General features: G+C 51.7%; 19 protein-coding genes and 1 pseudogene. 14 read left to right on the forward strand and 6 right to left on the reverse strand.

The window, feature by feature from the left end; genetic code table 11:
• Position 1: 1 nt before the first annotated feature.
• From ACW4YW_RS09060 to ACW4YW_RS09075, 4 genes are all read left to right on the forward strand, one after another.
• Positions 2–733: an LOG family protein gene (locus ACW4YW_RS09060; protein WP_309564255.1), complete on the forward strand. Its 732-nt coding sequence runs from the start codon at positions 2–4 to the stop codon at positions 731–733.
• A 124-nt stretch (positions 734–857) separates the two neighbouring features.
• The gene (locus tag ACW4YW_RS09065) at positions 858–1,199 is read left to right on the forward strand and encodes a DUF2782 domain-containing protein (RefSeq protein ID WP_309564256.1); all 342 of its coding nucleotides are present in this window, start codon (positions 858–860) and stop codon (positions 1,197–1,199) included.
• Positions 1,200–1,275: 76 nt separating this feature from the next.
• The gene (gene thrB, locus ACW4YW_RS09070) at positions 1,276–2,235 is read left to right on the forward strand and encodes a homoserine kinase (RefSeq protein ID WP_407994620.1); all 960 of its coding nucleotides are present in this window, start codon (positions 1,276–1,278) and stop codon (positions 2,233–2,235) included.
• A gap of 69 nt (positions 2,236–2,304) precedes the next feature.
• Positions 2,305–3,087 (forward strand): BPSS1780 family membrane protein, encoded by a 783-nt coding sequence (locus ACW4YW_RS09075; protein WP_407994621.1) that lies wholly within the window; start codon positions 2,305–2,307, stop codon positions 3,085–3,087.
• Here ACW4YW_RS09075 and ACW4YW_RS09080 read toward each other — a convergent pair.
• The 3 genes from ACW4YW_RS09080 to groES form a co-directional block, all read right to left on the reverse strand.
• On the reverse strand, positions 3,082–5,280 hold the full coding sequence (locus ACW4YW_RS09080; RefSeq protein WP_457137256.1) for a UvrD-helicase domain-containing protein: 2,199 nt from the start codon (positions 5,278–5,280) through the stop codon (positions 3,082–3,084). The genes ACW4YW_RS09075 and ACW4YW_RS09080 overlap by 6 nt on opposite strands.
• Positions 5,281–5,782: 502 nt before the next feature.
• Complete coding sequence (gene groL, locus ACW4YW_RS09085; protein WP_309564259.1) at positions 5,783–7,417, reverse strand: chaperonin GroEL; 1,635 nt, start codon at positions 7,415–7,417, stop codon at positions 5,783–5,785.
• 44 nt (positions 7,418–7,461) lie between these two features.
• Positions 7,462–7,752 (reverse strand): co-chaperone GroES, encoded by a 291-nt coding sequence (gene groES, locus ACW4YW_RS09090; protein WP_309564260.1) that lies wholly within the window; start codon positions 7,750–7,752, stop codon positions 7,462–7,464.
• A 1,326-nt stretch (positions 7,753–9,078) separates the two neighbouring features.
• Here groES and ACW4YW_RS09095 point away from each other — a divergent pair.
• The 3 genes from ACW4YW_RS09095 to ACW4YW_RS09105 are packed head-to-tail and all read left to right on the forward strand — an operon-like array spanning position 9,079 to position 11,680.
• Positions 9,079–9,798: an NADPH-dependent F420 reductase gene (locus ACW4YW_RS09095; protein WP_407994623.1), complete on the forward strand. Its 720-nt coding sequence runs from the start codon at positions 9,079–9,081 to the stop codon at positions 9,796–9,798.
• Complete coding sequence (locus tag ACW4YW_RS09100) at positions 9,795–11,099, forward strand: NTP/NDP exchange transporter (RefSeq protein WP_407994624.1); 1,305 nt, start codon at positions 9,795–9,797, stop codon at positions 11,097–11,099. The genes ACW4YW_RS09095 and ACW4YW_RS09100 overlap by 4 nt, the downstream gene beginning before the upstream one ends.
• 26 nt (positions 11,100–11,125) lie before the next feature.
• The gene (locus tag ACW4YW_RS09105) at positions 11,126–11,680 is read left to right on the forward strand and encodes a GNAT family N-acetyltransferase (protein WP_457137257.1); all 555 of its coding nucleotides are present in this window, start codon (positions 11,126–11,128) and stop codon (positions 11,678–11,680) included.
• Here the strand turns inward: ACW4YW_RS09105 and ACW4YW_RS09110 are convergent.
• Positions 11,677–12,426 carry an IclR family transcriptional regulator gene (locus tag ACW4YW_RS09110; protein ID WP_407994626.1) on the reverse strand — a complete coding sequence of 250 codons (750 nt, stop codon included), beginning with the start codon at positions 12,424–12,426 and terminating at the stop codon, positions 11,677–11,679. The genes ACW4YW_RS09105 and ACW4YW_RS09110 overlap by 4 nt on opposite strands.
• Before the next feature lie 132 nt (positions 12,427–12,558).
• Between ACW4YW_RS09110 and ACW4YW_RS09115 the strand changes: the two genes are divergently transcribed.
• From ACW4YW_RS09115 to ACW4YW_RS09135, 5 genes and pseudogenes are all read left to right on the forward strand, one after another.
• Positions 12,559–13,698: an efflux RND transporter periplasmic adaptor subunit gene (locus ACW4YW_RS09115; protein ID WP_407994627.1), complete on the forward strand. Its 1,140-nt coding sequence runs from the start codon at positions 12,559–12,561 to the stop codon at positions 13,696–13,698.
• Positions 13,699–13,712: 14 nt separating this feature from the next.
• A complete protein-coding gene (locus ACW4YW_RS09120; protein ID WP_407994628.1) occupies positions 13,713–16,838 on the forward strand; it encodes an efflux RND transporter permease subunit in 3,126 nt (1,041 codons plus the stop codon).
• A 157-nt stretch (positions 16,839–16,995) separates the two neighbouring features.
• The gene (locus ACW4YW_RS09125) at positions 16,996–18,390 is read left to right on the forward strand and encodes an efflux transporter outer membrane subunit (protein ID WP_407994629.1); all 1,395 of its coding nucleotides are present in this window, start codon (positions 16,996–16,998) and stop codon (positions 18,388–18,390) included.
• Between the two features lie 84 nt (positions 18,391–18,474).
• On the forward strand, positions 18,475–19,719 hold the full coding sequence (locus ACW4YW_RS09130; RefSeq protein ID WP_407994630.1) for a multidrug effflux MFS transporter: 1,245 nt from the start codon (positions 18,475–18,477) through the stop codon (positions 19,717–19,719).
• An 84-nt stretch (positions 19,720–19,803) separates the two neighbouring features.
• Positions 19,804–20,199, forward strand: a pseudogene (locus ACW4YW_RS09135) (short chain dehydrogenase); the annotation flags it as partial.
• 124 nt (positions 20,200–20,323) lie between these two features.
• Here the strand turns inward: ACW4YW_RS09135 and ACW4YW_RS09140 are convergent.
• A complete protein-coding gene (locus ACW4YW_RS09140; protein ID WP_407994631.1) occupies positions 20,324–20,710 on the reverse strand; it encodes a hypothetical protein in 387 nt (128 codons plus the stop codon).
• Positions 20,711–20,775: 65 nt separating this feature from the next.
• Here ACW4YW_RS09140 and ACW4YW_RS09145 point away from each other — a divergent pair, with 65 nt between their 5' ends.
• Together ACW4YW_RS09145 and ACW4YW_RS09150 are read left to right on the forward strand one after the other, a co-directional pair.
• Positions 20,776–21,456, forward strand: a complete 681-nt coding sequence (locus tag ACW4YW_RS09145; protein ID WP_407994632.1) for an ArsR/SmtB family transcription factor — start codon at positions 20,776–20,778, stop codon at positions 21,454–21,456.
• Positions 21,457–23,398: 1,942 nt separating this feature from the next.
• A complete protein-coding gene (locus tag ACW4YW_RS09150; RefSeq protein WP_407994633.1) occupies positions 23,399–23,587 on the forward strand; it encodes a hypothetical protein in 189 nt (62 codons plus the stop codon).
• Positions 23,588–23,787: 200 nt separating this feature from the next.
• On the opposite strand, the gene ACW4YW_RS09155 is transcribed toward ACW4YW_RS09150, so the two are convergent.
• A complete protein-coding gene (locus ACW4YW_RS09155) occupies positions 23,788–24,003 on the reverse strand; it encodes a hypothetical protein (protein WP_407994634.1) in 216 nt (71 codons plus the stop codon).
• Positions 24,004–24,107: the final 104 nt, after the last annotated feature.

Genomic DNA, 24,107 nt, shown 5'->3' on the forward strand with positions numbered 1-24,107 from the left:
TATGTCAGCTGCTAAAAAACTTCCCAAGATCCTCGACCCCGAGCTCCCCAACAAGAAGTACTCGGCACGTGAATCGTGGCGCGCGTTCGAGATTATGGCAGAATTCGTCGAGGCGACCGAGCGCATGAAGGAAATCACCCCCGCGGTTTCCATCTTCGGCAGCGCGCGCACGCCGCCCGACCATCCCTATTACAAGCTGACGGAAGAGATCGCGCGTCTCCTGTCCGATGCCGGCTTCAGCGTGATTTCAGGGGGAGGCCCCGGCATCATGGAAGCGGCCAACAAGGGCGCATACAAGGGCAGGTCGCCCAGCATCGGCCTCAATATCGAATTGCCGCACGAGCAAAAAGGCAACCCCTACCAGGACATTAGCCAGAACTTCCAGCACTTTTTCATGCGCAAGGTGATGTTCGTCAAATACGCCTCGGCCTATGTAGTGATGCCGGGCGGTTTCGGTACGCTGGATGAGCTGATGGAAGCGCTTACTCTCATCCAGACGGCCAAGACGAGAAGGATTCCATTGATATTGGTACATGAGCCGTTCTGGCGCGGCATGCTGTCATGGATACGCGAGACCCTCGGCGCCGAGGGCATGATTTCGCCGGAAGACCTCGATTTGCTGCAGGTGATCGACAAGCCCCATGAAATCGTCGAAGCCATCTTCAAGCATTATGAGACCAGGGGTTTCGAGCCATCGCCGGCGGAGCAGCAAATCATGCAGTTTTATCTGTAGGCGAATCAAAGTTTGGCGGCGGTTGCCGACCATTCCAATATCTTGTTGTTAATAAGCAACAACGCCCTTTTGGCGGATGGGCCTATTTGATAGAATTGCTGCATTATTCTGAGCCGAGGTTGTCATGCGTACCCATAAAATTTTGCTGATGTTGGCGCTTCTCCTGCCGCTGATGGCCTCTGCTGCGGACATCCCCGACAACCTAGAGCCTTTGCCCGAGGCGCCACCGCCGCCGGAAGGGATGGAGGGAGAGAATCCTGAGCCTGAAGTCACCATTACCAAGCGAGGCGAAGATACGGTCGAGGAATACCGCATCAACGGCAATCTCTACATGATGAAGGTAACCCCCAAAGTGGGCGCCCCTTATTATCTGACCAAAGATGATTCAAATGCTGGCTGGGCCCGTAGCGAAGGCGATATCGCGCCTACGGTCAGCATCCCCAAGTGGGTATTGTTCCGGTTCTGACCGTCAAGCATTGTGCCCGGAGAGGGTGGCGCTTGACCCTCTCTGCAACCTTCCCCGGTTTTTCCAAAAGTTTTCTATGTCCGTATTCACCACCGTTTCATTCGAGCAGATGCAGCAATGGCTCAAAGGCTATGACCTTGGGGAGTTGCTTGACCTGCAGGGGATCGCGTCAGGCATCACCAATACCAATTATTTCGTCACCACCGGCAGCGGGCGTTATGTGCTGACGTTGTTTGAAGAGCATAGCGCGGAAGAGCTACCCAATTTCCTCGACCTGATGACGCACTTGGCCGAACGCGGCATTCCGTGCCCGCATCCGGTCAGGAACATTGCGGGGCAAACACTTGGCGAGCTGAACGGCAAGCCTGCCGCATTGGTGAGCTGCCTGGCAGGAAAGTCACTGGACAACCCCTCGCCGCAGCACTGCGCCGCGATTGGCGAGGTGCTGGCGCGCATGCATCTTGCCGGCGCATCGTTCGAGGCCAGCATGAGCAACCTGCGCTGCCAGCGTTGGCGCATTGCCACGGCTGCCAAGGTGGCGCCTTTCCTGGAGGCGGAAAACCGCCGCATGCTGGATGCGCAGCTCGAGTTCGAGCAGGCGTTCGACACCAGCGCATTGCCGCGCGGCGTGATCCATGCCGATTTGTTCCGCGACAATGTGCTGATGGACGGGGACAAGGTCGGCGGCGTCATCGATTTCTACTATGCCTGCAACGATGTGCTGTTGTATGACATTGCGATTGCGGTCAACGACTGGTGCGTCAACGCCGATGGCACGCTGGATTCCGGCCGGGTGCGGGCGTTTCTCGATGCCTATCATGCAGTGCGGCCCCTCACTGAAGAGGAGCATGCCGCCTGGCCCGGGATGTTGCGCGTTGCCGCCATGCGCTTCTGGCTGTCGCGCCTTAATGACCTGCATTTTCCCCAGGCCGGCGAACTTACCCACGCCAAGGATCCGGATTACTTCGAGCGCATCCTGCGCAACGCTATCGCGGCACGCGAGCAGATACTGGCGGCCTGGGTCGATGCAAATTAACCTGTTCGTGGCTCAAGGCAATAAAATGAACATGCTGGCGCAGCGTTGCCGGCTACTTTAAGGGACGACATGCAAGCCAAACCAACCATTTTCGGCCAAGTGAACGCGTGGGTGCGCGACATAATCGCCTTGTTCCGCCAAAAACCGGGCAAGTGGATGCTGCTCGGCCTGGCGCATGTGTTTTTTTTCGCTATGCTGCCTGGCTTGATAGGCCTGAAATTCGTTTCCTTCCTCTTGCTGCCGGCTTTCCTGGCGCTGGCGGTAGGTTTCTACCGCGATGCCGATGCCGGCCGCGACAGCGACTTGGGCGACCTGCTCAATGAAATCAAGCCCAGTTTCAGGAAGCTGCTGGGCCTGGGCGCCATCTGCGTCGCATACGTGCTGCTCATCAATATCCTGACGGCAGAAGACGCCATGAAGCTGGAAGCCCTGGCCAGGAGCGAAGAAAGCCCGGAGCAGGTGCTGGAACAGTCCTTCCCCATCCTGGTCAAGTTGATGTTGCTGCTGGTGCCGCTGGTGCTAGTGATCTGGTTCGCCCCGGCATTGGTCGCGTTCCAGCAGTATTCAGTGGTGCGCGCCATCAAGTCCAGTCTGGCCGCGTTTATCCAATATCTGCTGCCTTTGCTGCTGACGTGGGTGTCCGTGACATTGATCATCATGTTGAGCATGACGCTGGCAGGCGTGCTGGTGGGGATGATGTCTGCAGCCTCCAAGGCCATGGGCGGGTTCTTGATGCTGGTGCTGGTGTTTGCCTGCATGCTGTTCGCCAGCGCCCTCATGCTGGCGTTCCAGTACGTCAGCAACCGTGACATCTTCAAGATGCCGCGGCCTGACCGCGTCGAACTGCTATAGCGTTTCCAGCTTGGCGTATTCCAGCGCCAGCCACTTCAAGCCTTCCCGCCCGAAATTGACCTGCACGCGCAGGTCGTTTGCATTGCCTTCGTAATTGACCACCACGCCCTGGCCGAACTTGCTGTGGGCCACGGCCTGGCCGATTTTCCAAGGCATGCTGGCTTGAGGGCGAGGAGCCGGGGCGGCGGCAGCCGTGTATTGGCTGGCGCCGCCATAGGATTTGTTCGAGACGGTGTTCAGGCGTTTGACCAGCGCTTCCGGGATTTCATCCAGGAAGCGTGACGGAATGCCATAACGTACCTGCCCGTGCAGCATGCGGTTTTGCGCAAAGCTGATATAAAGCCGCTGGCGTGCGCGGGTCACGGCCACGTACATCAGGCGGCGTTCTTCCTCCAGGCCGTTTGATTCGTAACTGCTCTGCTCGTGCGGGAATAGCCCTTCTTCCAGGCCGCTGATGAAAACGGTATTGAATTCCAGGCCCTTGGCGGCATGCACGGTCATCAACTGCAGCGCGTCGCGGCCGACATCGGCCTGGTGTTCGCCGGCCTCCAGGCTGGCATGGGCGAGGAATTGCGCGAGGATGGACATGGCAACCTCGCCATTCTCGTCCACCTGCATGCCGATGTCCTGGTTCATGAAAGCAATTGCAGCATTCACCAGCTCATCCAGGTTGGCGAGGCGGTCTTCGCCTTCCTTGTCCGCCGCATAGTGGTCGCGCAGGCCGGAAAGCCGGGTGGCAAGCTCGACCTGCTCTGCAAGCGTGAGGCCGATGGATTCTTCCTGCATCTGCTTGACCAGGGCGACGAAGCCGTCCAGGCCGCGGCCAGGCTTGCCGTCGCCGGCTTTCGCGCATGCCGCCTGCCACAGGCTGCTTGCCTGCTGGCGCGCCAGTTCCTGCAATTGCTCCAGGCTGCGAGCGCCGATGCCGCGCGTCGGGAAGTTGATCACGCGCAGTAGGGCGGTGTCGTCGTCGCCGCTGGCGATCAGGCGCAGATAGGCGAGCGCATGCTTGACCTCGGCGCGCTCGAAGAAGCGCAAGCCGCCGTAGACGCGGTAAGGCAGGCCTGCGGAAAACAGCTCGTGCTCGAGGATGCGCGACTGGGCATTGGAGCGGTAGAGCAGGGCGATCTGGCTAAGCTCGGTGCCTTCCTTGTGCAGGGCCTTGATCTCGTCGACGATGAATGTGGCCTCGTCCTTGTCGTTGTAGCCTTCATATACGCGGATGGGCTCGCCCTTGCCGGCAGAGGTCCAGAGGTTCTTGCCCAGGCGGTTGCGGTTATGCATGATGATGGCGTTGGCCGCATCGAGGATATTGCTATGGGAGCGGTAGTTCTGCTCCAGCTTGACGACGTTCTGCACGTTGAAGTCGTGCTCGAAGTCGCGCATGTTGCCGACGCGCGCGCCACGGAAGGCGTAGATGGATTGGTCGTCGTCGCCCACGGCGAAGATGCAGTTGTCCGCGCCTGCGAGGAGTTTCAGCCACAGGTATTGCAGGCGGTTGGTATCCTGGAACTCGTCCACCAGAATGTACTTGAAGCGGTGCTGGTAATGTTCGCGGATACTGTTGTTCCTGCTCAATAGCTCGTAGCAGCGCAGCAGCAGCTCGGCAAAATCCACCACGCCTTCGCGCTGGCACTGCTTGTCGTATTCCTCGAAGATTTCGCGCATGCGCTGCGAGTGGCTGTCGTAGGCTTCAACTGCGTAGGCGCGCAGGCCTTCTTCCTTGCAGCTGTTGATGTAGCCCAGCACCTGCTTGGGCGGGAATTTCTCGTCATCGACATTCATCGCCTTCATGACGCGCTTGATGGCGGAAAGCTGGTCTGCGGTATCCAGGATCTGAAATGTAGCAGGCAATTCTGCCTCGCGATGGTGCGCCCTCAACAGGCGGTTGCACAAGCCGTGGAAAGTGCCGGCCCACATGCCGCGGATGTTGATCGGCAGCATGGCGCCCAAGCGGGTGAGCATTTCCTTGGCGGCCTTGTTGGTGAAGGTCACGGAAAGAATGCCGTGCGGGGAGACTTGCCCGGTCTGGATTAGCCAGGCGATGCGAGTCGTGAGTACGCGGGTCTTGCCGCTACCGGCCCCGGCCAGGATCAGCGCGGACTGGTGCGGAAGGGTAACGGCTTCCAGTTGTTTTTCATTGAGGCCGTCGAGCAGAGAAGTGGAGAAGGTGGAATTCATCATAGCCTGCATTATCGCAGGTGAGCGCATTGAAGAGAACCGCCGAGGCAGGTGTTGCTAATGAAGCAGGCGTGCACTTTTAGTGCGCAATTGTAAGCAGATGTAAAAAACGCACTTTGGATGAACTATCCGATTAAGGCCCGGTCTTATTTTCCAGACGACGCACTCGTCTCCCGCTTTCCTCCCTGAGCGGGAAGCCTTATCCCAATGAGGCTTAAATGCTTAACCCCGATTTTACTCCCCTTTAATCGGGGTTTTTTTTGCCTGTCGTTTCCGGGCTTGCTTTGCTAGGGTATTTAACCCCGCGATTCTTTAATTACCAATGCTAATCATTTGCGAGTATATGCTTAATTGATCGCATATGGGAATAAATATTCTGACCGGCAAGTATGACGAATTGACGGCAAGCGGAACCATCTATCCCTATTGACGGCGCGAACAAATAAAAAAGCCCCGGCGAACCGGGGCTTTTTGCTTTGAGGCTGCCTTGCAGCAGCCAATGATGAGGACTGGCTTAGAAGCCCATGCCGCCCATGCCGCCTGCGTCATGAGGAGCGATAGGCGCTTCTTCCTTAGGCAGTTCGGCTACCAGTGCATCGGTAGTCAGGATCAGGGAGGCGACGGAAGCAGCGTTCTGCAGGGCGGAACGTGTCACCTTGGCTGGGTCGAGAACGCCCAGCTCAACCAAGTCGCCGTAAGTGCCGTTGGAAGCGTTGTAACCGTAGTTGCCGGTACCTTCCAGTACCTTGTTGACCACGACGGATGGCTCGTCGCCGGCGTTAGCCACGATCTGGCGCAGCGGTTCTTCAATCGCGCGCAACACGATCTTGATACCTGCGTCCTGGTCCGGGTTCTCGCCCTTCAGTTCCTTGATGGAAGCGCGGGCGCGCAGCAGTGCAACGCCGCCGCCAGGCACGATACCTTCTTCAACGGCAGCGCGTGTAGCGTGCAACGCATCTTCAACGCGAGCCTTCTTTTCCTTCATTTCGGTTTCGGTGGCGGCACCGACCTTGATCACGGCAACGCCGCCAGCCAGCTTGGCTACGCGTTCTTGCAGTTTTTCACGATCATAGTCGCTGGTGGCTTCTTCGATCTGCTTCTTGATCTGGTCGATACGCACCTTGATGTTGCTCTCGGTACCGTTGCCGTCGATGATGGTGGTGTTTTCCTTGCCGATCTCGACGCGCTTGGCTTGGCCGAGGTCTTCCAGGGTCACTTTTTCCAGGCTCAGGCCGACTTCTTCAGCAATCACGTTGCCGCCGGTCAGGATGGCGATATCTTCCAGCATGGCCTTGCGACGGTCGCCGAAACCAGGCGCCTTGACAGCCACGGTCTTCAGGATGCCGCGGATGTTGTTCACCACCAGGGTCGCCAACGCTTCGCCTTCAACGTCTTCCGCGATGATCAGCAGGGGACGGCCAGCCTTGGCAACTTGCTCCAGGGTCGGCAGCAGATCGCGGATGTTGCTGATCTTCTTGTCGTAGAGCAGAACGAACGGGTTTTCCAGCAGGGCGATCTGGCGCTCTGGATTGTTGATGAAGTATGGGGACAGGTAGCCGCGGTCGAATTGCATGCCTTCTACGACATCCAGCTCGTTTTCGAGGCCGGAACCGTCTTCAACGGTGATCACGCCTTCCTTGCCTACCTTGTCCATCGCGTCAGCAATGATCTGGCCGATGTCGGCATCGGAGTTGGCGGAGATGGAACCAACCTGGGCAATTTCCTTGCTGGTGGTGGTTGGCTTGGAGATTGCCTTGATCTCGTTCACGATCTCGGCAACAGCCTTGTCGATACCGCGCTTGAGATCTGTCGGGTTGAAGCCGGCAGCTACGTACTTGAAGCCTTCGCGTACAATGGCTTGTGCCAGTACGGTAGCGGTAGTGGTGCCGTCGCCGGCGTTGTCATTGGTCTTGGAAGCGACTTCCTTCACCAGTTGCGCACCCATGTTTTCCAGCTTGTCGCTCAACTCGATTTCCTTGGCAACGGAAACGCCGTCCTTTGTGACGGTTGGGGAGCCGAAGGAACGCTCCAGGACAACATTGCGGCCCTTAGGGCCCAGGGTCACCTTGACGGCGTTTGCCAGAACATTCACGCCATTAACGATCTTGGCACGTGCCTCATCGCCGAAAATCACTTGTTTTGCAGCCATTTATATCTCCTAATAAACTTGTTTGAGCTAATGTTGTGCCGCTATTAGGCTTCCACAACACCCAGAATGTCATCTTCGCGCAGCACCAGCACTTCTTCGCCGTTTACCTTGACGGCCTGGCCTGCATATTTGCCGAACAACACCTTGTCACCCACCTTGACGTCCAGGGCGATCGCCTTGCCGTTGTCGTCCTTCTTGCCAGGACCAACAGCAATCACTTCACCTTGATCTGGTTTTTCAGCTGCGGAGTCAGGAATCACGATCCCGGATGCGGTCTTGCGCTCTTCTTCCAGGCGTTTCACGATAACGCGGTCTTGCAATGGGCGAATTGCCATGAGTTTCTCTCCTAAAATCTTTAAATGATCATTGGGTTTGTTACAAGTTTGGTTGCTAGGGCGGTTTAGCACTCCACCCTATTGAGTGCTAATGATAGGGACGATGTAGTGGTTTTTCAAGGGTGGATTTTGAAATTTTTTTGTCGTTTGCAACTTAACTTGAGATTATTGCAGCTTAAGTCGAGATTAATGCAATTTAACTTAAGATCGAGTTAAGCATCATAGGATTACAGTATGTAGGCAGTTAGGTTTGCTATCGTTGCCTAACGCTGTGCAAGTGACGGAAGCCCATTGATCTTGCAGGCTCAGCAGGTGGGACCCAACTTCTAGGGACGGTTGCTTCAATTGAATGCTGGTTCTAATGATTTAAGTTTGTGCACTATTTGCATGTGTCTTACTGAGAAATCAGATATTAGAGAGAATGCATACCCGAAAACGATGCCTGCTATTGCTGAAGTTGAGACCGTATGGGAATTGAGTGGAGCCGCATACACTATCCATCCTATCCAGATACCGACACAGACAAAAAGCAAAACAAAAAGCAAATAAGCAAGGTTTGTTGGAAGTAATGGATCCCGTAATTGGATAAAACTATTGGTTCCGTGCATGAAGATAGGAAGTCTATGAAGCCGAGTAATTTCCCGACGAGTAAAGCTATGACTACTTATCATGTAATGAATTAACTCTGCCTTAGATGCTGATCTAAGTATTGGGCTGGTTCGATTTGTATGCAGATCATGAAGTTGATCAAATTCATCCAATCTCTTGGATGAGTAAATAAGGAAGTCTAAATTATTTCTTTCAAATTCCTACATGAGGGATGGCTGATTTCTGCCGTCATTATTACTCCACACTAGGTGGCGGCGGATTTCTGCCAAATGACCGTTAACACAAAATATCTTACACCGCCATCCGGCGGACTTGATAGCCCTGGCCATTACGTTTGTCTCGGCAATGACATTGCCATTGCTGCCTACAGTTGTCATTGGCATCATCGCCACCGGAGTGTTGCGGGCCGTTTTGAATTAAGCCAAGTGCAACAAGCGCTGCGTTGACAGTTGAATGACACACCACAGGGGCAATCGCCCCTGTTTTCTTTTCTGCTCGTCGCAGATGCTTTAAAACTCCTACGCGGCAGTGATGTCACTTAATGTCGTATCCCATCCTCATAGCGCTCAAAAGTTCAGTTCAACGTAGAATGGGAAATTTCCATTATGTATTGATTGGCGATTCAGTGTATTGTACTGTGGTTGAAACTGCTGATTGATACCATCCTCACCAGGCTCGCTGTTATATCAAAACCTAGTTGCCCAAAGGAGTAATGCAATGAAAATCTGGTCACGTAGAGAAGTCTTCAAAGTCGCAGGTTTGTTGAGCGCAATCGTACTTCTCCCGTTTGCTAACGCATTTGCTGCAGATAACACAACTGCCATCAAAATCGGCACGATTGGAGCCGGTAATCTAGGTGGCGCTGTTGGAGCGCTATGGGTGAAGTCTGGCCATGAAGTACTTTTTTCCTCAAGAGATCCGCAGGCCCTGAAATCATTGGTGGATCGTCTAGGCCCCAAGGCCAAATCTGGTTCTGTTGATGAAGCCATCGCCTTTGGGGATGTTGTCTTACTGGCTATTCCCTACGAGGCCTACCCCCAGGTCGGGCGTGATTATTCGGCAGCATTGAAGGGCAAGATCATCATTGATGCTGGGAATGCGAACCGCAGCTCTCTCTATGCAGAGACTCAGGAAAAAGGCATTGGCGTAACTACGGCCAAGTATTTCCCTGGGGCCCGCATCGTTCGCGCATTCAATGCAGCCAATAATCGTATCTTTACAGACAATGCTGGTAAAAATCCTCGAATCGCTATCCCCATCGCCGGTGATGATAAAGAGGCCCTTGAAGTTGTGAAGTCCCTTATCACATCCGCTGGATTCGATCCTCTGGTAGTAGGCAGTCTGAAGGATGCTGATAAATTTGCTATGGGTACAAGTGGTTTTGGTCATGTGCAAACTGCACCTGAGCTTGCCAAGACCCTTGGGCTCCACAAGTGAGCCTGTCCAAGGCCTTATCCCTGGGAGCCGCCAGAATCAGGGGGCTCTTGAAGGTAAGTCCAGATGAGTGGCGGCCGTTGGTATGGTCGTGGGCTTATATCTTCGCAATCCTGGCAAGTTATTACGTATTGCGCCCAGTCAGAGACCAGGTCGGCGCTGCAGGTGGCCTGGATAATCTGCCATGGTTGTTCTCCGCAACTTTGGTCGCCATGCTTGCTTTAAATATTCCATTTGCTTGGGCGGTTAAAACCCTGCCCAGAGCGCGATTTGTACCGCTGACCTATCGTTTTTTCACCCTCAATATTCTGATGTTCGCTGCGGCATTTTACTTTGCCGATGAAGCAACATCAGTCTGGGTGGGTCGAGTTTTTTACGTATGGTTGTCTGTATTTAATCTCTTTGTCGTCTCGATCTTCTGGACAACTATCGTTGATGTGTTCACTAATGCTCAGGGCAAGCGGCTGTTCGGTCTCATCGCGGCAGGGGCAACATTGGGAGCTATTTCAGGATCTGCAGTGACAGCGCTGCTAGCCCAGAAAGTCCCAACTTCAGCTCTGTTAATTCTGGCAGGCATCCTCCTTGAGCTTGCACTGTTGGCAATGAGGCAGCTCGTACTCACCACACCAAGCTTGAGTCATGCTCCTCAGGCAAAGGATTCGTCCAAGGTGATTGGCGGCAGTGTCTGGGCTGGAGTCACACACTTATTGAGTTCGCCATATCTCATCAACATTGGGATCTTCATGATCCTGTTCTCGGTGACTTCCACTTTCCTGTACTTCGAGCAGATCAATATAGCGGCCAAGTATTTCCCTGATCGTGGTGCACAGACCGCGTTTTTTGCCAGTGTTGACCTGGCCGTCAACGTACTGACACTGTGCGGGCAGCTATTCTTGACCAGTCGAATCTTGAACAAGATCGGTGTGGGCCCTTCTCTGGCACTGTTGCCAGCAGCCAGTGTAATTGGCTTCCTCGCGCTGGCATTGTCGCCAACGATAGGCATGATCATGGTGATGTATACCCTTCGACGCGCAGGTAACTTTGCGATTTCACGGCCTATCAGGGAGATCCTTTTTACAGTGATCCCAAGAGAAGATAGATATAAGGCCAAGAACGTGATTGATACCACGCTGTACCGGCTGGGGGATCAGGTCGGTGCCTGGACATACGCTGGCGTGTCCTCCCTGGGAGGCGTGTCTCCCATGTTGATCGCAGTACCCTTGTCCGTCGCCTGGCTGATCAATAGTCTTTGGCTGGGACGTCGGCAGGACAAGCTCGTTGTGATCAATCAGCCTGTAGCGTGAAGCCAACACAAGCATTCAGATACCCTATGAAAACATTTCCTTTCCCAGTTTCAATTCGAACCACCAGACTGCACTTGCGACAATGGCAGGATAAAGACCTGGCTCCTTTTGCTGCATTAAATGCAGACCCAGAGGTAACCCAGTTTTTTCCTGCGCCTTTAACCCAAGAGCAAAGTAATACCATGGCGAGGCGCTGCCAGACACTCATTGATGAGAGAGGTTGGGGGCTTTGGGCGGTGGAAAGCCTGCAATCAAAAGCGTTTGTTGGGATGATCGGTTTACACATCCCGACAGCGCCTTTGCCGTTCGCACCCTGTGTTGAAATTGGCTGGCGCTTGGGCAAAGAGCATTGGGGAAATGGCTATGCAACCGAAGGTGCTATCGCAGCCCTTGAAGTTGCGTTCCGGGATATCGAGTTGGAAGAAGTTGTTGCGTTCACATCTGTCCACAACACCAAATCGGAAGCCGTGATGCAGCGAATTGGCATGAAGCGGGATGAGCATACGTTTGCTCACCCCGCAGTCAGTAGCGATAACTGGTTAAGCCAGCATTGTTTATATCGGATTGGAAAGCAGGTTTAGCTCAACCTTCCCATCTCAAGCAGGATGCGCTCTCTCAGGGTGATAAGCTTTGCTTTGAAGTCCTCCAGCGCATCATCAAACCTGCAACTAGGGGTCACGATGGCCACCGCATATCGCCCTAGGAATGTATCAATGGCAACAGCCACGGCACTGATACCAAGCACGTTCTCATCCCGGTCAATCGCAAAACCTTGTTTACGTATTTGAGCTAGGTCTTTCAACAAGTCATTAAGTCCCTTGGTCCTCTTCGTGAGCTTTGGGTATTCACTACCGATTCGCTGCACTACCTCTTCATCAGTCAGATTGGCGAGCAGTAGCTTGCCGTCCACTGTGGTGTAGAGCGTGTGAACTGCGCCTAATGTGGGCACAACTCTCAACTCCCTTTCGGCAGCAATACGATCAATCACATTGGATTGCTGAGTGGAAATTGAGGAGAGCACGACGGTTTCATTGACATCGCTGCCCAGCGATTCAAGGTGGGGTCGCATCACCGAAATGATGTCGATTTGAGTCTCATGCATCAGTTGGCCAAAGGCCATCCCTAGCTTGAAGCCCCGGCCACTCTCCAGCATGGTGATCAGCTCTTCCTCTTCAAGCGCCTTCACAATTCGCTGCACCGTCGAGCGAGGCAAGTCAGCGATCTCGGCAATTTTACCCAGGCTAAGACCTAAAGGATTTTTTGCCAGGATGCGGAGTATCAAGGATGCCCTGGAAATGACCTGGATACCGTGTGTGTCGGCCTTCATAGGCTCTGCCTTCTTTGTTTTATCGTGATGCATTGTACCTCTCAACCTGGATTCAAGCTTAAAGACCTATTGTTTTAATGTATCGTTTAATGGTACATTGTACCACATAACGATATTTAACCAGGTGAATGAATGAGCATCCTTGAATCCAGTAATACGATTAAACCCGTCCTGATTGCGTTGTGCGGTTGGCTCCTAGTGGGATGTAAGCAGGAGGCTGCTGTTGTTGATGCTGGACCGCCAGCGGTAGGTGTTTATGTTGTGCAAGAAGAGGAAGTCGCAAAGGCAGCGGATCTGCCAGGACGGACTCGCCCTTACCGGATTGCTGAGGTGAGGCCACAGGTGAATGGCGTGGTGCAAAAGCGCCTCTTCGTCGAGGGTCTTGAGGTCAAGCAAGGCCAGCAGCTATATCAAATTGATCCTGCCATCTATCAGGCAGCCTTTGATCGCGCTGAAGCCAGTCTCTATAACTCGGAGCGATTAGCAACTCGGTACCAGCAACTGGAAAACTCACAATCCATTAGTAAGCAGCAGCTAGACGATGCATTGGCATCGAAACGCCTGGCAATCGCTGATCTGGAGACTGCCAAAATCAATCTCCAGTACACCAAGGTACTTTCCCCCATTTCTGGCCGAATTGGCCGATCTGCGATCACAGAAGGAGCGCTAGTCACCAATGGCCAAACCCAGGCGCTGGCTGTGGTGCAGCAACTGGATCCTATATATGTCGATGTTACCCAATCCATGAATGACATTCTTAGGCTGAGAAGTGCCATGGAGGCAGGAAAACTAAAGAGTGCCGGTAAGCAGCAAGCGGCCGTGACGCTGACCTTGGAAGATGGCTCGCAATATCCATTGCAAGGCACACTGCATTTCTCGGAGGTAACTGTTGATGAGGAAACAGGCTCCGTCATCCTTCGTGCCACCTTCCCGAATCCTGATAAGAAGCTCCTCCCAGGCATGTTTGTACATGCCCATCTGCAAGAAGGTATTGCCAGCAAGGCCACACTGGTTCCCCAACAAGCCGTTGCCAGAAATTACCGTGGCCAGGCAACCGTGATGGTGGTGGATGCGGAAGGTGTTGTACACGAGCGCATCATTGAGACAGATAGGACGATGGGTAACTATTGGCTTGTGAATTCCGGGGTGGCAGCTGGTGAGCAAGTGGTGACCGAGGGGCTTCAACTGGCTAGGGATGGCGTTAAGGTCAAGGCAGAAACAGCAAGCAATCTGAAGCCCGTGCAGTCATTCAATGTCAGTGCTGCTGAGTAAGCGAGGAACGATCCATGTCTAGATTCTTTATTGATCGTCCTGTCTTTGCTTGGGTAGTGGCGATCCTCATTATGCTGGCGGGTGTATTGTCAGTATTCAGGTTGCCGGTAAATCACTACCCTGATGTGGCTGCGCCTGCCATTGCGATTACCGTAACCTATCCTGGTGCTTCTGCGCAAACAGTGCAGGATACTGTGGTACAGGTGATTGAGCAGCAGCTGAATGGCTTGGATGGATTGCGGTATATCTCTTCAACCAGCAGCTCCGACGGCAGCATGAATATCACGGTCACTTTTGACCAAGGAACGAACCCGGACATAGCCCAGGTTCAAGTGCAAAACAAACTGCAACTTGCGACCCCCTTACTGCCCGAAGAAGTGCAGCGCCAAGGGATACGTGTCGCCAAGTTCTCAGTCAACTTTATGATGGTCGCTGTCCTGGTGTCAGAAGATGGCCGTTGGGATGATACCGATCTTGGCAACTACGTTGGCTCCTATCTCCAGGATCCTATCGTCAGAACCAAGGGCGTTGGTGACTTCACGGTATTTGGTTCACCTTATGCCATGCGAATTTGGTTGGATCCAGCCAAGCTGTACAACTTCAATCTGACCCCAAGCGATGTGATTTCTGCGGTTGAGCAGCAAAACGTCCAAGTCTCCATGGGACAACTCGGTGGCTTGCCGACAGCAAAAGGTGTTCAGCTTAATGCCACGATTGTCGGCAAGGTGCGCATGAAGACGGCTGAAGAATTTAATGAGATTCTGGTCAAGGTCAATGCGGATGGCTCACAAGTCAGGCTCAAGGACATTGCTGAGGTGGGGTTGGGCAGTCAGAACTTCTCGGTTGCCGGTAAGTTTGATGGCAAACCTGCTGCGGGTTTGGCGATACGCCTGGCGACGGGGGCTAATACCCTGGAGACTGCTGCTGCAGTCCACAAAACCATTTCCAATCTGGAGTCATTCCTGCCTGCGGGGGTCAAGATCTACTACCCGTATGAAACTGCGCCCAAGGTCACGGCATCGATTGAGGCCATCATTCATACGCTGATTGAGGCCATTGCCCTGGTCTTCATCGTGATGTTTGTATTCCTGCAAAACTTCCGGGCAACGATCATTCCGACGATTGCTGTGCCTGTCGTGATGCTTGGCACCATGGCCGTATTGTATGCATTCGGTTACAGCATCAATTTGATCACCATGTTTGCCATGGTCTTGGCCATCGGCCTCTTGGTCGATGATGCGATTGTCGTAGTCGAGAATGTCGAGCGGCTGATGACGGAGGAAGGACTAAGCCCGAAAGAAGCTGCCCGTAAATCCATGGATCAAATTCAGGGTGCCTTGATCAGTATTGGTCTGGTGATCAGCGCGGTCTTCCTACCCATGGCCTTCATCTCGGGTTCTACCGGGGTGATCTATCGCCAGTTCTCAATCACTATCGTTGCTGCCATGGCGTTCTCGGTACTGGTCGCGATTTTCTTCACCCCCATGTTGTGTGCAACCTTGCTCAAGGCCAACCACGGATCAGGTCATGTATGGGCACCGTTCGCATGGTTCAACCGTGTGTTTGAGCGTGGCAGTAATGGCTATCAGGGCGTGGTTAAAACCACACTTAAACGCCGCAGCATGGTCTTCGTGATTTACCTGGCAATCGTAGGTGGCTTGGGGCTGTTACTTACCAAGCTACCCAGTGGATTCCTACCTGATGAAGATCAAGGGGTGATGATGATTCAGGTCACGCTCCCGCCTAACTCGAGCGCCGAGCGTACAGAGGCGGTGCTGGCTCAGGTGCGCGAACACTTGATGACCAAGGAAGGCGACATGGTCAAAACTGTGTTCACGGTTCGAGGCTTCAATTTCGCAGGCAATGGCCAGAACTCAGGGATTGCCTTTATTGAGTTCTTTGACTTCGCAGATCGTAAAGAAGCGAGCAAAAAGGTGCAGGCATTGGGCATTCGGGCATTCGAAGATTTCAAGAAAATCAAAGATGCCACCATCATCCCCATCATCCCGCCCTCCATCATTGAGTTAGGCAACTCGTCCGGCTTCGATATTTTCCTGCAAGACCAGGCTGGCTTGGGGCATGAAGTACTGATGGAAGCGCGGAACAAGTTCTTGCAGTTGGCTTCCCAGGATTCAAAGCTTGCACTTGTACGTCCCAATGGCCTGGATGACGAACCCCAGTATGAGATTGTGATTGATGAGGAGCGAGCCAGAGCCCAGCAGGTCAGTCTTGCTGAAGTGAATCAAACCATGTCGGTCGCTTGGGGCTCTGCCTATGTCAACGACTTCATTGATCGTGGTCGGGTGAAGAAGGTGTACATCCAGGGTATCAACAGCTCCCGCATTGCCCCTGAAGACTTTAATAAGTGGTTTGTGCGCAGTAACAGTGGCCAGATGGTGCCGTTCTCGGCTATCGCCACCGGACGCTGGATCTATGGCTCGCCCAAGCTTGAGCGATTCAATGGTGTGCCCTCCGTGGAAGTCGTTGGGCAACCGGCACCAGGCGTCAGTACTGGGGAAGCGCTTGCCTCTGTAGAACGCATCATGCGTGAAATGCCAGCAGGTATTGGTTTGGCCTACACCGGGCTCTCCTACGAAGAAGGTGAGGCTGGATCGCAGACCACGCTGCTTTTCCTGTTGTCAGCCTTGGTGGTGTTCTTGTGCCTGTCAGCCTTGTATGAAAGCTGGTCAATTCCAGTCGCCGTCATGATGGTTGTGCCGTTGGGGATTATAGGTGCAGTTGCGGCCACACTCTTGCGCGGCATATCTGCGGACGTGTTCTTCCAGGTGGGTTTGCTGACCACCATGGGTCTGGCAGCGAAAAATGCGATTTTGATTGTTGAGTTTGCCAAAGAGCTGCGAGACAACCATGGCAAAACCGCAGTTGAGGCTGCCATTGAGGCTGCTCGCTTGAGGCTACGCCCCATCATCATGACGTCCATTGCCTTCCTGTTTGGTGTGCTGCCCATGGCGCTTGCCAATGGCCCGAGTAGCGGTAGTCAGCAGTCGATTGGTACTGGGGTCGTGGGAGGCATGCTCACAGCGACATTCTTAGCCATCTTCTTTGTCCCGCTGTTCTATGTCCTGGTGGTAGAGGGCATCAAGCGGAAGAAGACGCCAGCACAAGAGCAAAGGGATTGATGTTGTGGATTTCAAACTCGTGGCAGTCGGGATCATCGTGTTAATTGGATTTTATGCCTTGTTCTCGAATGCCGAGTTGATTTGCTCCATTTACGTTTGTCGCTGTGATGAGTGGGATTTCTACGCTCACATCAAGATTTGAAGAGGTATTGCAGAAATGAATTACAAAATAATTGTATTGGCACTGAGCATGGCATTAGGGGCTTGCTCCTTCCTGCCTGAGTACCAACGGCCTCAATCACCGGTGGCAAATACATTTCCCGCCGGAAGTGAGGTCGCCAATGAGTCAGCAGAGTCAGTACTGCCGTTTTGGAAGCACTTTTTTAAAGATAAAGAGCTGCAGAAGTTGGTCGTGCTTGCGCTATACAACAACAAAGACATTAGCATCGCGATGAGCAATGTAGAGGCCTATCAGGCTTTATACAGGATACAGCGATCAGAGTTGTTCCCTCAGCTCAATGCCACAGGTGGTCTCACCCGGTCACGTACCCCAGCTGCATTGTCTCCGGCCAACCAGGATTGGATGTTGACGCAGTATTCAGCCTCTATAGGCGTGACCTCATATGAGCTTGACCTGTTCGGCCGAGTAAGAAGCCTGAATGCACAGGCGTTGGAGCAATATTTTGCGAATGCAGAGAATTTGCGAGCAGCATATTTGAGCCTGATCACCAGTGTTGGGGAAAGCTACTTCACCTTGCAGTCTGACAGGAGATTGCTGGAAGTGAGTCAGCAGTCCCTGAAAACCTACAAGCAAACATATGACTTGTTGGAGACCAATCTGAATGCCGGGCTGATCTCAGCGATCAGCCTCAAGCAAGCGGCTATTCAAGTTGAAACTGCGCGGTCGGACGTTGAGCAATACACCAGACTGGTAGCTCAAGACCTCAATGCGCTGCAGTTGCTTGTAGGGACTAAAGAAGCCATTCGCCTGAACAGCCCTGAAAACTTTGTGATCAAGGATCAATTGGAGGATTTCCCTGTTGGTCTGAATTCAGAAGTCCTATTGGCTAGGCCAGATATCCAGGCGGCAGAGCATCAACTTAAAGCGGCCAATGCCAATATCGGGGCTGCGCGGGCCGCATTCTTCCCAAGCATTTCGTTGACCGCCTCACTCGGTACCGCGAGCAATGAGCTATCAGGCCTGCTGGGTAGTGGCTCAGGCGCGTGGTCGTTTTCGCCTCAAATCAATCTGCCGATTTTTACTGCGGGTCGATTGAAAGCCAATCTGAATTACGCCGAAATCCAGAAGGAAATCCAAGTGAAGCAATACGAGAAGGCAATTCAAACAGCCTTCCAGGAAGTCGCCAATGGTTTGGCAGCAAGAAGAACCTACATCAATCAACTGGACGCTCAGGCCGCCTATTATAGTAATGCATCGTCTTATTTGACTCTGGCACAAAACCGCTATGACTCCGGTGTGGATGACTACCTCACCGTGCTAGATGCCCAACGTACCGTTTATCAGGCGGAACAGCAGTTCATCATCACTCAGCGCGAACAATTGATTAGCGAGTTGCAGCTGTATAAGGCCTTGGGCGGCAATCTCCAGTAAGGCTTATCTGTATTGGCGTCTTTATTGATAGTCATGCAGCGGGAGGGATATTGCCTCCCACTGCAGCCATTAGGGCTAGATTAAATGCTCCTCATCCTTTTATTTCGCGTGATCCAAAGAAAATATATGCCTGAACGATTGAATAACTCTAACAAAGTGGGCAGCTTCGCCTTGGTAGCCTGCTTGGCTTTATTGGCGATGCTAGGCCCATTTACGACGGATACTTATTTTCCGTATTTTCCAGACATGGAAGCCCATTTCAATATCAGCCAGGTGCAAGCACAGCAAAGCTTAACGGTATATTTGATTTCGTTCACCGTGATGATGCTATTTCATGGTGCGTTGTCAGACAGCTTTGGGAGGAAGCCCATCATTATTGTGGCGTTGATCGGATTTACGCTGACTTCCCTTGGCTGCGCAATGACGGACAGTTTTTTGTGGCTATTGATCTATCGGGCAATCCAAGGGTTATTTGTAGGCGCAGGCATGGTGGTCGGGCAAGCGATTATTCGGGATCAATTCGATGGGGTTGTAGCTCAAAAGTTAATCGCTAAAGTCACGATGTTATTTGGTCTGGCTCCTGCAGTTGCTCCTTTGGCAGGTGGTTGGATGCACCAGTACTTCCCATGGCAGGCGAGCTTTGTATTCTTGGCAGCGCTGGGGATCTTAGCCTTGGCAATGTGTTTTGCGTGGCTGGGAGAGTCCTTGCCCACGGAGAAGAGGGTGCCTTTTAAGCCTTGGCAGATATTAGGCAACTACTATGAGATCGTAACCAACCGCCATTTTGTAAACTTGTCACTAAGTGTGGGCCTGGGTTTTGGCGGCTTCCTGATATATGTGGCTGGTGCGCATGATTTTGTATTCAATGTACTTCAGCTCACGTCCTTGGATTTCGGCTGGCTGTTTATACCTATCGTGGCCGGGCTGGTAATTGGCTCTGCTGTCTCTTCCGCTTCCTCCGGGAAAGTCAAAAACAAGACATTGATCAGGATTGGCTATGCGATTTTACTTAGTGCCGCATTTGTGAATGTCATGAGCTCCGCGTTCACACTGCAATCACTGGCTTGGGCCGTTATCCCAATTTTCGCATATACCTTTGGACTGACTTTGATTCTGCCTGGGGTCATGGTGATGCTATTGGATATATTTCCCGAAAGAAAAGGCACTGCCGCCTCAGTACAGGCATTTATTCAGTCGTTAGTCTTCGTGCTGATTTCTGCCATGGTAGTCCCTTACGTCCTAGGCCAGGGATACCTGTATGCCACAGCGATGATGACGATGGCGACTTGCAGTTTCATGTTATGGCAAAGGCAAGCTTACACACATTAACCCCGAGCAGGTGAAGTCCAGTGCTGAGAAGGGTTTAAGACGATAAAAAGGGCTCCGTAGGGAGCCCTTAGATGTGAGTATGCAGCCTTTACTGAGATGACGGATGATCAATGGGACACTACTGTCGCAAGCAAGATGATGGGGCAGATCAATTTGGTGAAGGTAGGCCTTGAATACATCAATGACGGCGGCTCTTTTACGCTGATATCCGGGATTCTCAATATCAAACCTATTCCGATGGCTATTGCTGATTCCACGACCAGTGGCGCAATAGATACATTTGTCACATGTGTTGCACATGAATTGCCACGAGGGATTCGTATCAATGCAGTAAACCCAACGGTGTTAGAAGAAGCGTGGGAAGTTTATGGCGACATGATGCCTGGCTTCCAACCAGTCCCAGGTTCCCTAGTTGGCAAAGCATTCGAAAGATCTGTTGATGGGTTTATTAGCGGGAAAGTGTTATTTGTTGATGCTTGAGCTATGATTTTTTCAATTGAAGGAAAAATCTAGAATCACCCTCAGCCGGACTGTGTCTGAATCCCTAATTTTGACATGGATGCAATCCATATAGACGATGGGGTATACGCTCGATGACTGAGCGTTATTTCTTGGAAAGAATCTCCTTGATTTCCTTTTCCTTGATCTTCATGGCCATGGCGGTTAAAAAGACTTTGAAGATGAAACCAGAAATAAACGCTGAGATCGCAATAGTGAAAAATGCAGAGACGAGCAGATCAATGATCAGGTAATCGCTGTTGATCAATACAGGGCGATAGATGCTGATGCCAGCAAAAATGACCCAGTGACTCATGCAGTAGAAACAACTAAACAGATACCCAGTCATGTGCCCAAGCTTTTGCGTCCAGGCTCGCAGAGGAACAAACAACTCTGTTTGGGTAATGGTGTAGGAGATGCTACTGGCCGCGATAGCAAGTACCAGACACGACCATAGTGCGTTAATGGCAGTACCGTTTATAACTTCATTCATTTCAATTCCACTCAATAACACTCAATTGATTGATTGAATGTTAGTCTAATGCTATCTTACTGTCAATGAACACTCCTGATCCGCAAATTATCTATAGTCGCTTCGCTCCTCTGGCTGAACTAGCGAAGACTTTGGGACACCCGCACCGCCTCACATTGCTAGAGCACGCTGCCAATGGGGAACAGGCTGTAGAACGTCTGGCTGAGCTAACGGGGCTCTCGATTGCCAATGCATCACAGCACCTGCAGCACCTAAAGCGCGCTGGTTTCGTGCAAACACGGCGGGACGGGAAACATATGTTGTATCGTCTGGGAGATGGGCCCGTGGCAAATATCCTGGTGGCATTAAGAGATTATGCGGAGTTTCAGCAGGGCATCATTCGGCAGGTCGTATTAGATAGCCGTTACCAGCGGGACAACATGGAGGCCATTTCCATCCAAGAGTTAGTACGTCGCATGGCCGATGAGTCTATCGTGCTGTTGGATGTGCGCCCTGATGAAGAGTTTGCGCAGGGCCATTTGCCTGGTGCAGTTAATATTCCACTCAAAGACTTGGTGCCCAGATTGGGCGAGCTGCCAAACGAATCTCAAATCATCGCATACTGCCGTGACCCTTACTGTGTACTCTCCAGTGAGGCTGTCACAATACTGCGTGAAAATGGCCTCACCGCATTACGTTTGATTGGGGGAGTACCCGAGTGGAAAGCCGTAGGGTTAGCGGTAGAATTGTCCACAACTAAAGCTTAGAACACTCCGATCCAGCATGTCTGCTGAATCTAGAGCTCGTATTCAAAGCATGCCCATTCTGAGCTCCAGAATTAACTAACATTGAGTACCAATAGAAGCTTGTACACCCCACATAGCAAAACGCTCCCAATGGGTGTGATACATCTCCCGTTCACCTATCTTTCAGCCATTCAGGTGCTGACGTGGGGAACAAAGCCAGAGATGGCACCTTATACTCACAAACAAATTGCGAATTGGTGTTCACAATTCAATGCCTACTATGCTGGGAGTAAAACTCATGCCCCAGGGATAGCGCGGGTATTGAGAGTTATGCAGGATGTCGAAACCCAATGGGCTACGATCTTAGAATCAAAAAATTCAAACGAAGTGCTGCCATCCCACTCGATGGATGACTATAGATTGCCAGTGGAATGTTTTAAGGAGTGGCTACTGAGCACTAAGCCAAATAGCCTGGCACCGTAATTATTGGCAATAAATAAGCATCTGCCAGTAGGCTGGGGTTGTCCCCAGCTATTTCCACATCAGTGATGCTGAGCAGCTGCCATGGGCGTTCGAGAATGCATAGCGTGATATTGCCGACAGCATCAGTTAAGGCAGTTTCCTACCAAATGACCGTTTACAAATAATTTCTTACACCGCCGATAGCACATAGCCCCCTCTTGCCATACCTCCAATCCTGAAACGCCCAAAAGTATTATCAGCATCAAACTGCTTAGGTGGCTGGTCGGGGTATCGGCTATTGCCTTTCTCTATCACCTAGCGCTCCTTTACTGGCGATAATCATGTGCTCCCATTTCGAACCAGCCATCCAGAAACACCAGCTCACCAAGCATTTCAAGGTAGAGGCTACTGACCCTAGCCTAAGAACGATACCACTTAGAAAAGTAGCCTATAAATAATAAAGGTGTAATGCCCCATCTCTATACTTGCAATTCAATAGACGACACAAAATATCGAAGCCAAGAATCGCAAGGGACTGCAGCCATGTACTTCAATAGTCGATAAAAAGTAGACTTAACGCTTCTTCGTCATAAAATTTACAAGAGAGTAGACAGGGTTTGAACATTGAGACCATAAAGCGGTTTATATATGAAGAGTGTAAAGCGCCAGTATCACGATTTCCATGGCTTGGAATGGGTATCTTACTAATCCTTATAGCTCCGATATGGCCATTTGCTATGTTGCTTCATCCGTTACCAGCATATGACGATTTGATTATGCGTTCCGGCACTATACGGAGTCTTGAACTCCCAAGATCTAAAGAAAGTTGCGGCACTCGAGTTCTACTAAACACAGACACTGACCAGATTTCGTTCTGTGTCGATTTTTGCGGCCCGTTTCCTAGCGGGCTATCTGAAGGCCAATATATAAGCGCATGGCTAGACCCAGACCAATATGGGGCATGGCAGATACATGAAGGTAATCGAGTGGTGTGTTCATATCAGAATTCTGCATATGCGCTTGATTCAGGAAACCAACGACTGCCACTGATAACAGCCATTCAAGCTGTTTTGGGTTTGTTTTTAACTGCTATTGCGTTTGTTTTATGGCGGTCACGCTGCAAAAAGGCTTCGAATCACCCACCAACCACTTCAACTCGGAAGCGTCGCAAGCGGGGACGCAAGGGTTTTCGGGGTATATAGCACTGAATCCGTCTTTGGTAAGTTAAAACCCATAGTTGAAGTTGTAGGAACGCACAGTGAAATGCTGTTATGAACGACTGCACTTTGATTCTGCCAATTAGGCCCTGACACCCTTCCCAATAGCCATCCGGGACAGGGCTGGCCAATCTCGGATGTATTTGATTACATCGAGATGTTTTACAACCCGAAGACGAACTACAGCACGTCTCCAATCAGCAAGCAGAAATCCGTCGCCTTCAGGCTGAGCTGCGCCGCGTCACGAAAGTGGGGGCGATTCAGTAGAAAGAGACCAAGTGCTTATGCGTATTGAAGCTGCTAAGGCTCAGCTACCTGCTTCAGATGCTTTGAAGCATTTTCTTGAGTGGAAAAATGCAGAAGAGCGTTTAAGTCCAGGGGGGTTAATTCACATTAAAAACATATATTTAGCTAAATCTCGAGTTGGGTTGCAAAAAAACTGCTCAATCTCATTTTTGAGTTGCAAACTCTAAGCAAATGATTTTGCTGGATTATTTTTAAGTATCTGATTTTAATTAGATGAGAGTCTCGAGTTAAATTGCAAACGACATTTTTTGTCGCCTGAAATTTACATCAAGATTTTTGCAATCGAAAACTAGATTATTGAATTCAAGAGTATGTTCTCTGATATTAATGGGACAACCCTAAGTGGAGGAGGATATGCTGCCGTTGGTCAAGGCGACGATAGTGCCTGCGTTGCTTGGGTGGCGGGATCAGTTATACAGAAACAGTCGGCAAGCGCGTCCACGCTCTGCAGGACGCCGAGTAGGCCATAGGCGTTGAAAGAATTGTCCGCGCCTATTCCACAATGGCTGACATAGTTCGCCATGATCGACGGCATGTGGCGGGTCTGGAATGCAAATGCTTGCTCTTTCCAATTGCTCAGCATGAAAAATACCTGACAGAGAGGGCAACTGGAATGATTGATTCAATGATTTATTGTTATGGCGCGTATTTCTATAGTCCAGGATTAGTTACAATAGGCCGTTCGAA

Source organism: Methylobacillus pratensis (assembly GCF_054072455.1).

Bases quoted from the DNA above. Each gene is read 5' to 3' on its own strand.
- ACW4YW_RS09075 (WP_407994621.1), top strand. From the start codon at position 2,305: ATGCAAGCCAAACCAACCATTTTCGGCCAAGTGAACGCGTGGGTGCGC.
- groL (WP_309564259.1), bottom strand. From the start codon at position 7,417: ATGGCTGCAAAACAAGTGATTTTCGGCGATGAGGCACGTGCCAAGATC.
- ACW4YW_RS09150 (WP_407994633.1), top strand. From the start codon at position 23,399: ATGCGTATTGAAGCTGCTAAGGCTCAGCTACCTGCTTCAGATGCTTTG.
- ACW4YW_RS09060 (WP_309564255.1), top strand. From the start codon at position 2: ATGTCAGCTGCTAAAAAACTTCCCAAGATCCTCGACCCCGAGCTCCCC.
- thrB (WP_407994620.1), top strand. From the start codon at position 1,276: ATGTCCGTATTCACCACCGTTTCATTCGAGCAGATGCAGCAATGGCTC.
- ACW4YW_RS09155 (WP_407994634.1), bottom strand. From the start codon at position 24,003: ATGCTGAGCAATTGGAAAGAGCAAGCATTTGCATTCCAGACCCGCCAC.
- ACW4YW_RS09105 (WP_457137257.1), top strand. From the start codon at position 11,126: ATGAAAACATTTCCTTTCCCAGTTTCAATTCGAACCACCAGACTGCAC.
- ACW4YW_RS09120 (WP_407994628.1), top strand. From the start codon at position 13,713: ATGTCTAGATTCTTTATTGATCGTCCTGTCTTTGCTTGGGTAGTGGCG.
- ACW4YW_RS09130 (WP_407994630.1), top strand. From the start codon at position 18,475: ATGCTCCTCATCCTTTTATTTCGCGTGATCCAAAGAAAATATATGCCT.
- ACW4YW_RS09080 (WP_457137256.1), bottom strand. From the start codon at position 5,280: ATGCAGGCTATGATGAATTCCACCTTCTCCACTTCTCTGCTCGACGGC.
- ACW4YW_RS09115 (WP_407994627.1), top strand. From the start codon at position 12,559: ATGAGCATCCTTGAATCCAGTAATACGATTAAACCCGTCCTGATTGCG.
- groES (WP_309564260.1), bottom strand. From the start codon at position 7,752: ATGGCAATTCGCCCATTGCAAGACCGCGTTATCGTGAAACGCCTGGAA.
- ACW4YW_RS09095 (WP_407994623.1), top strand. From the start codon at position 9,079: ATGAAAATCTGGTCACGTAGAGAAGTCTTCAAAGTCGCAGGTTTGTTG.
- ACW4YW_RS09125 (WP_407994629.1), top strand. From the start codon at position 16,996: ATGAATTACAAAATAATTGTATTGGCACTGAGCATGGCATTAGGGGCT.
- ACW4YW_RS09145 (WP_407994632.1), top strand. From the start codon at position 20,776: ATGAACACTCCTGATCCGCAAATTATCTATAGTCGCTTCGCTCCTCTG.
- ACW4YW_RS09140 (WP_407994631.1), bottom strand. From the start codon at position 20,710: ATGAATGAAGTTATAAACGGTACTGCCATTAACGCACTATGGTCGTGT.
- ACW4YW_RS09110 (WP_407994626.1), bottom strand. From the start codon at position 12,426: ATGAAGGCCGACACACACGGTATCCAGGTCATTTCCAGGGCATCCTTG.
- ACW4YW_RS09065 (WP_309564256.1), top strand. From the start codon at position 858: ATGCGTACCCATAAAATTTTGCTGATGTTGGCGCTTCTCCTGCCGCTG.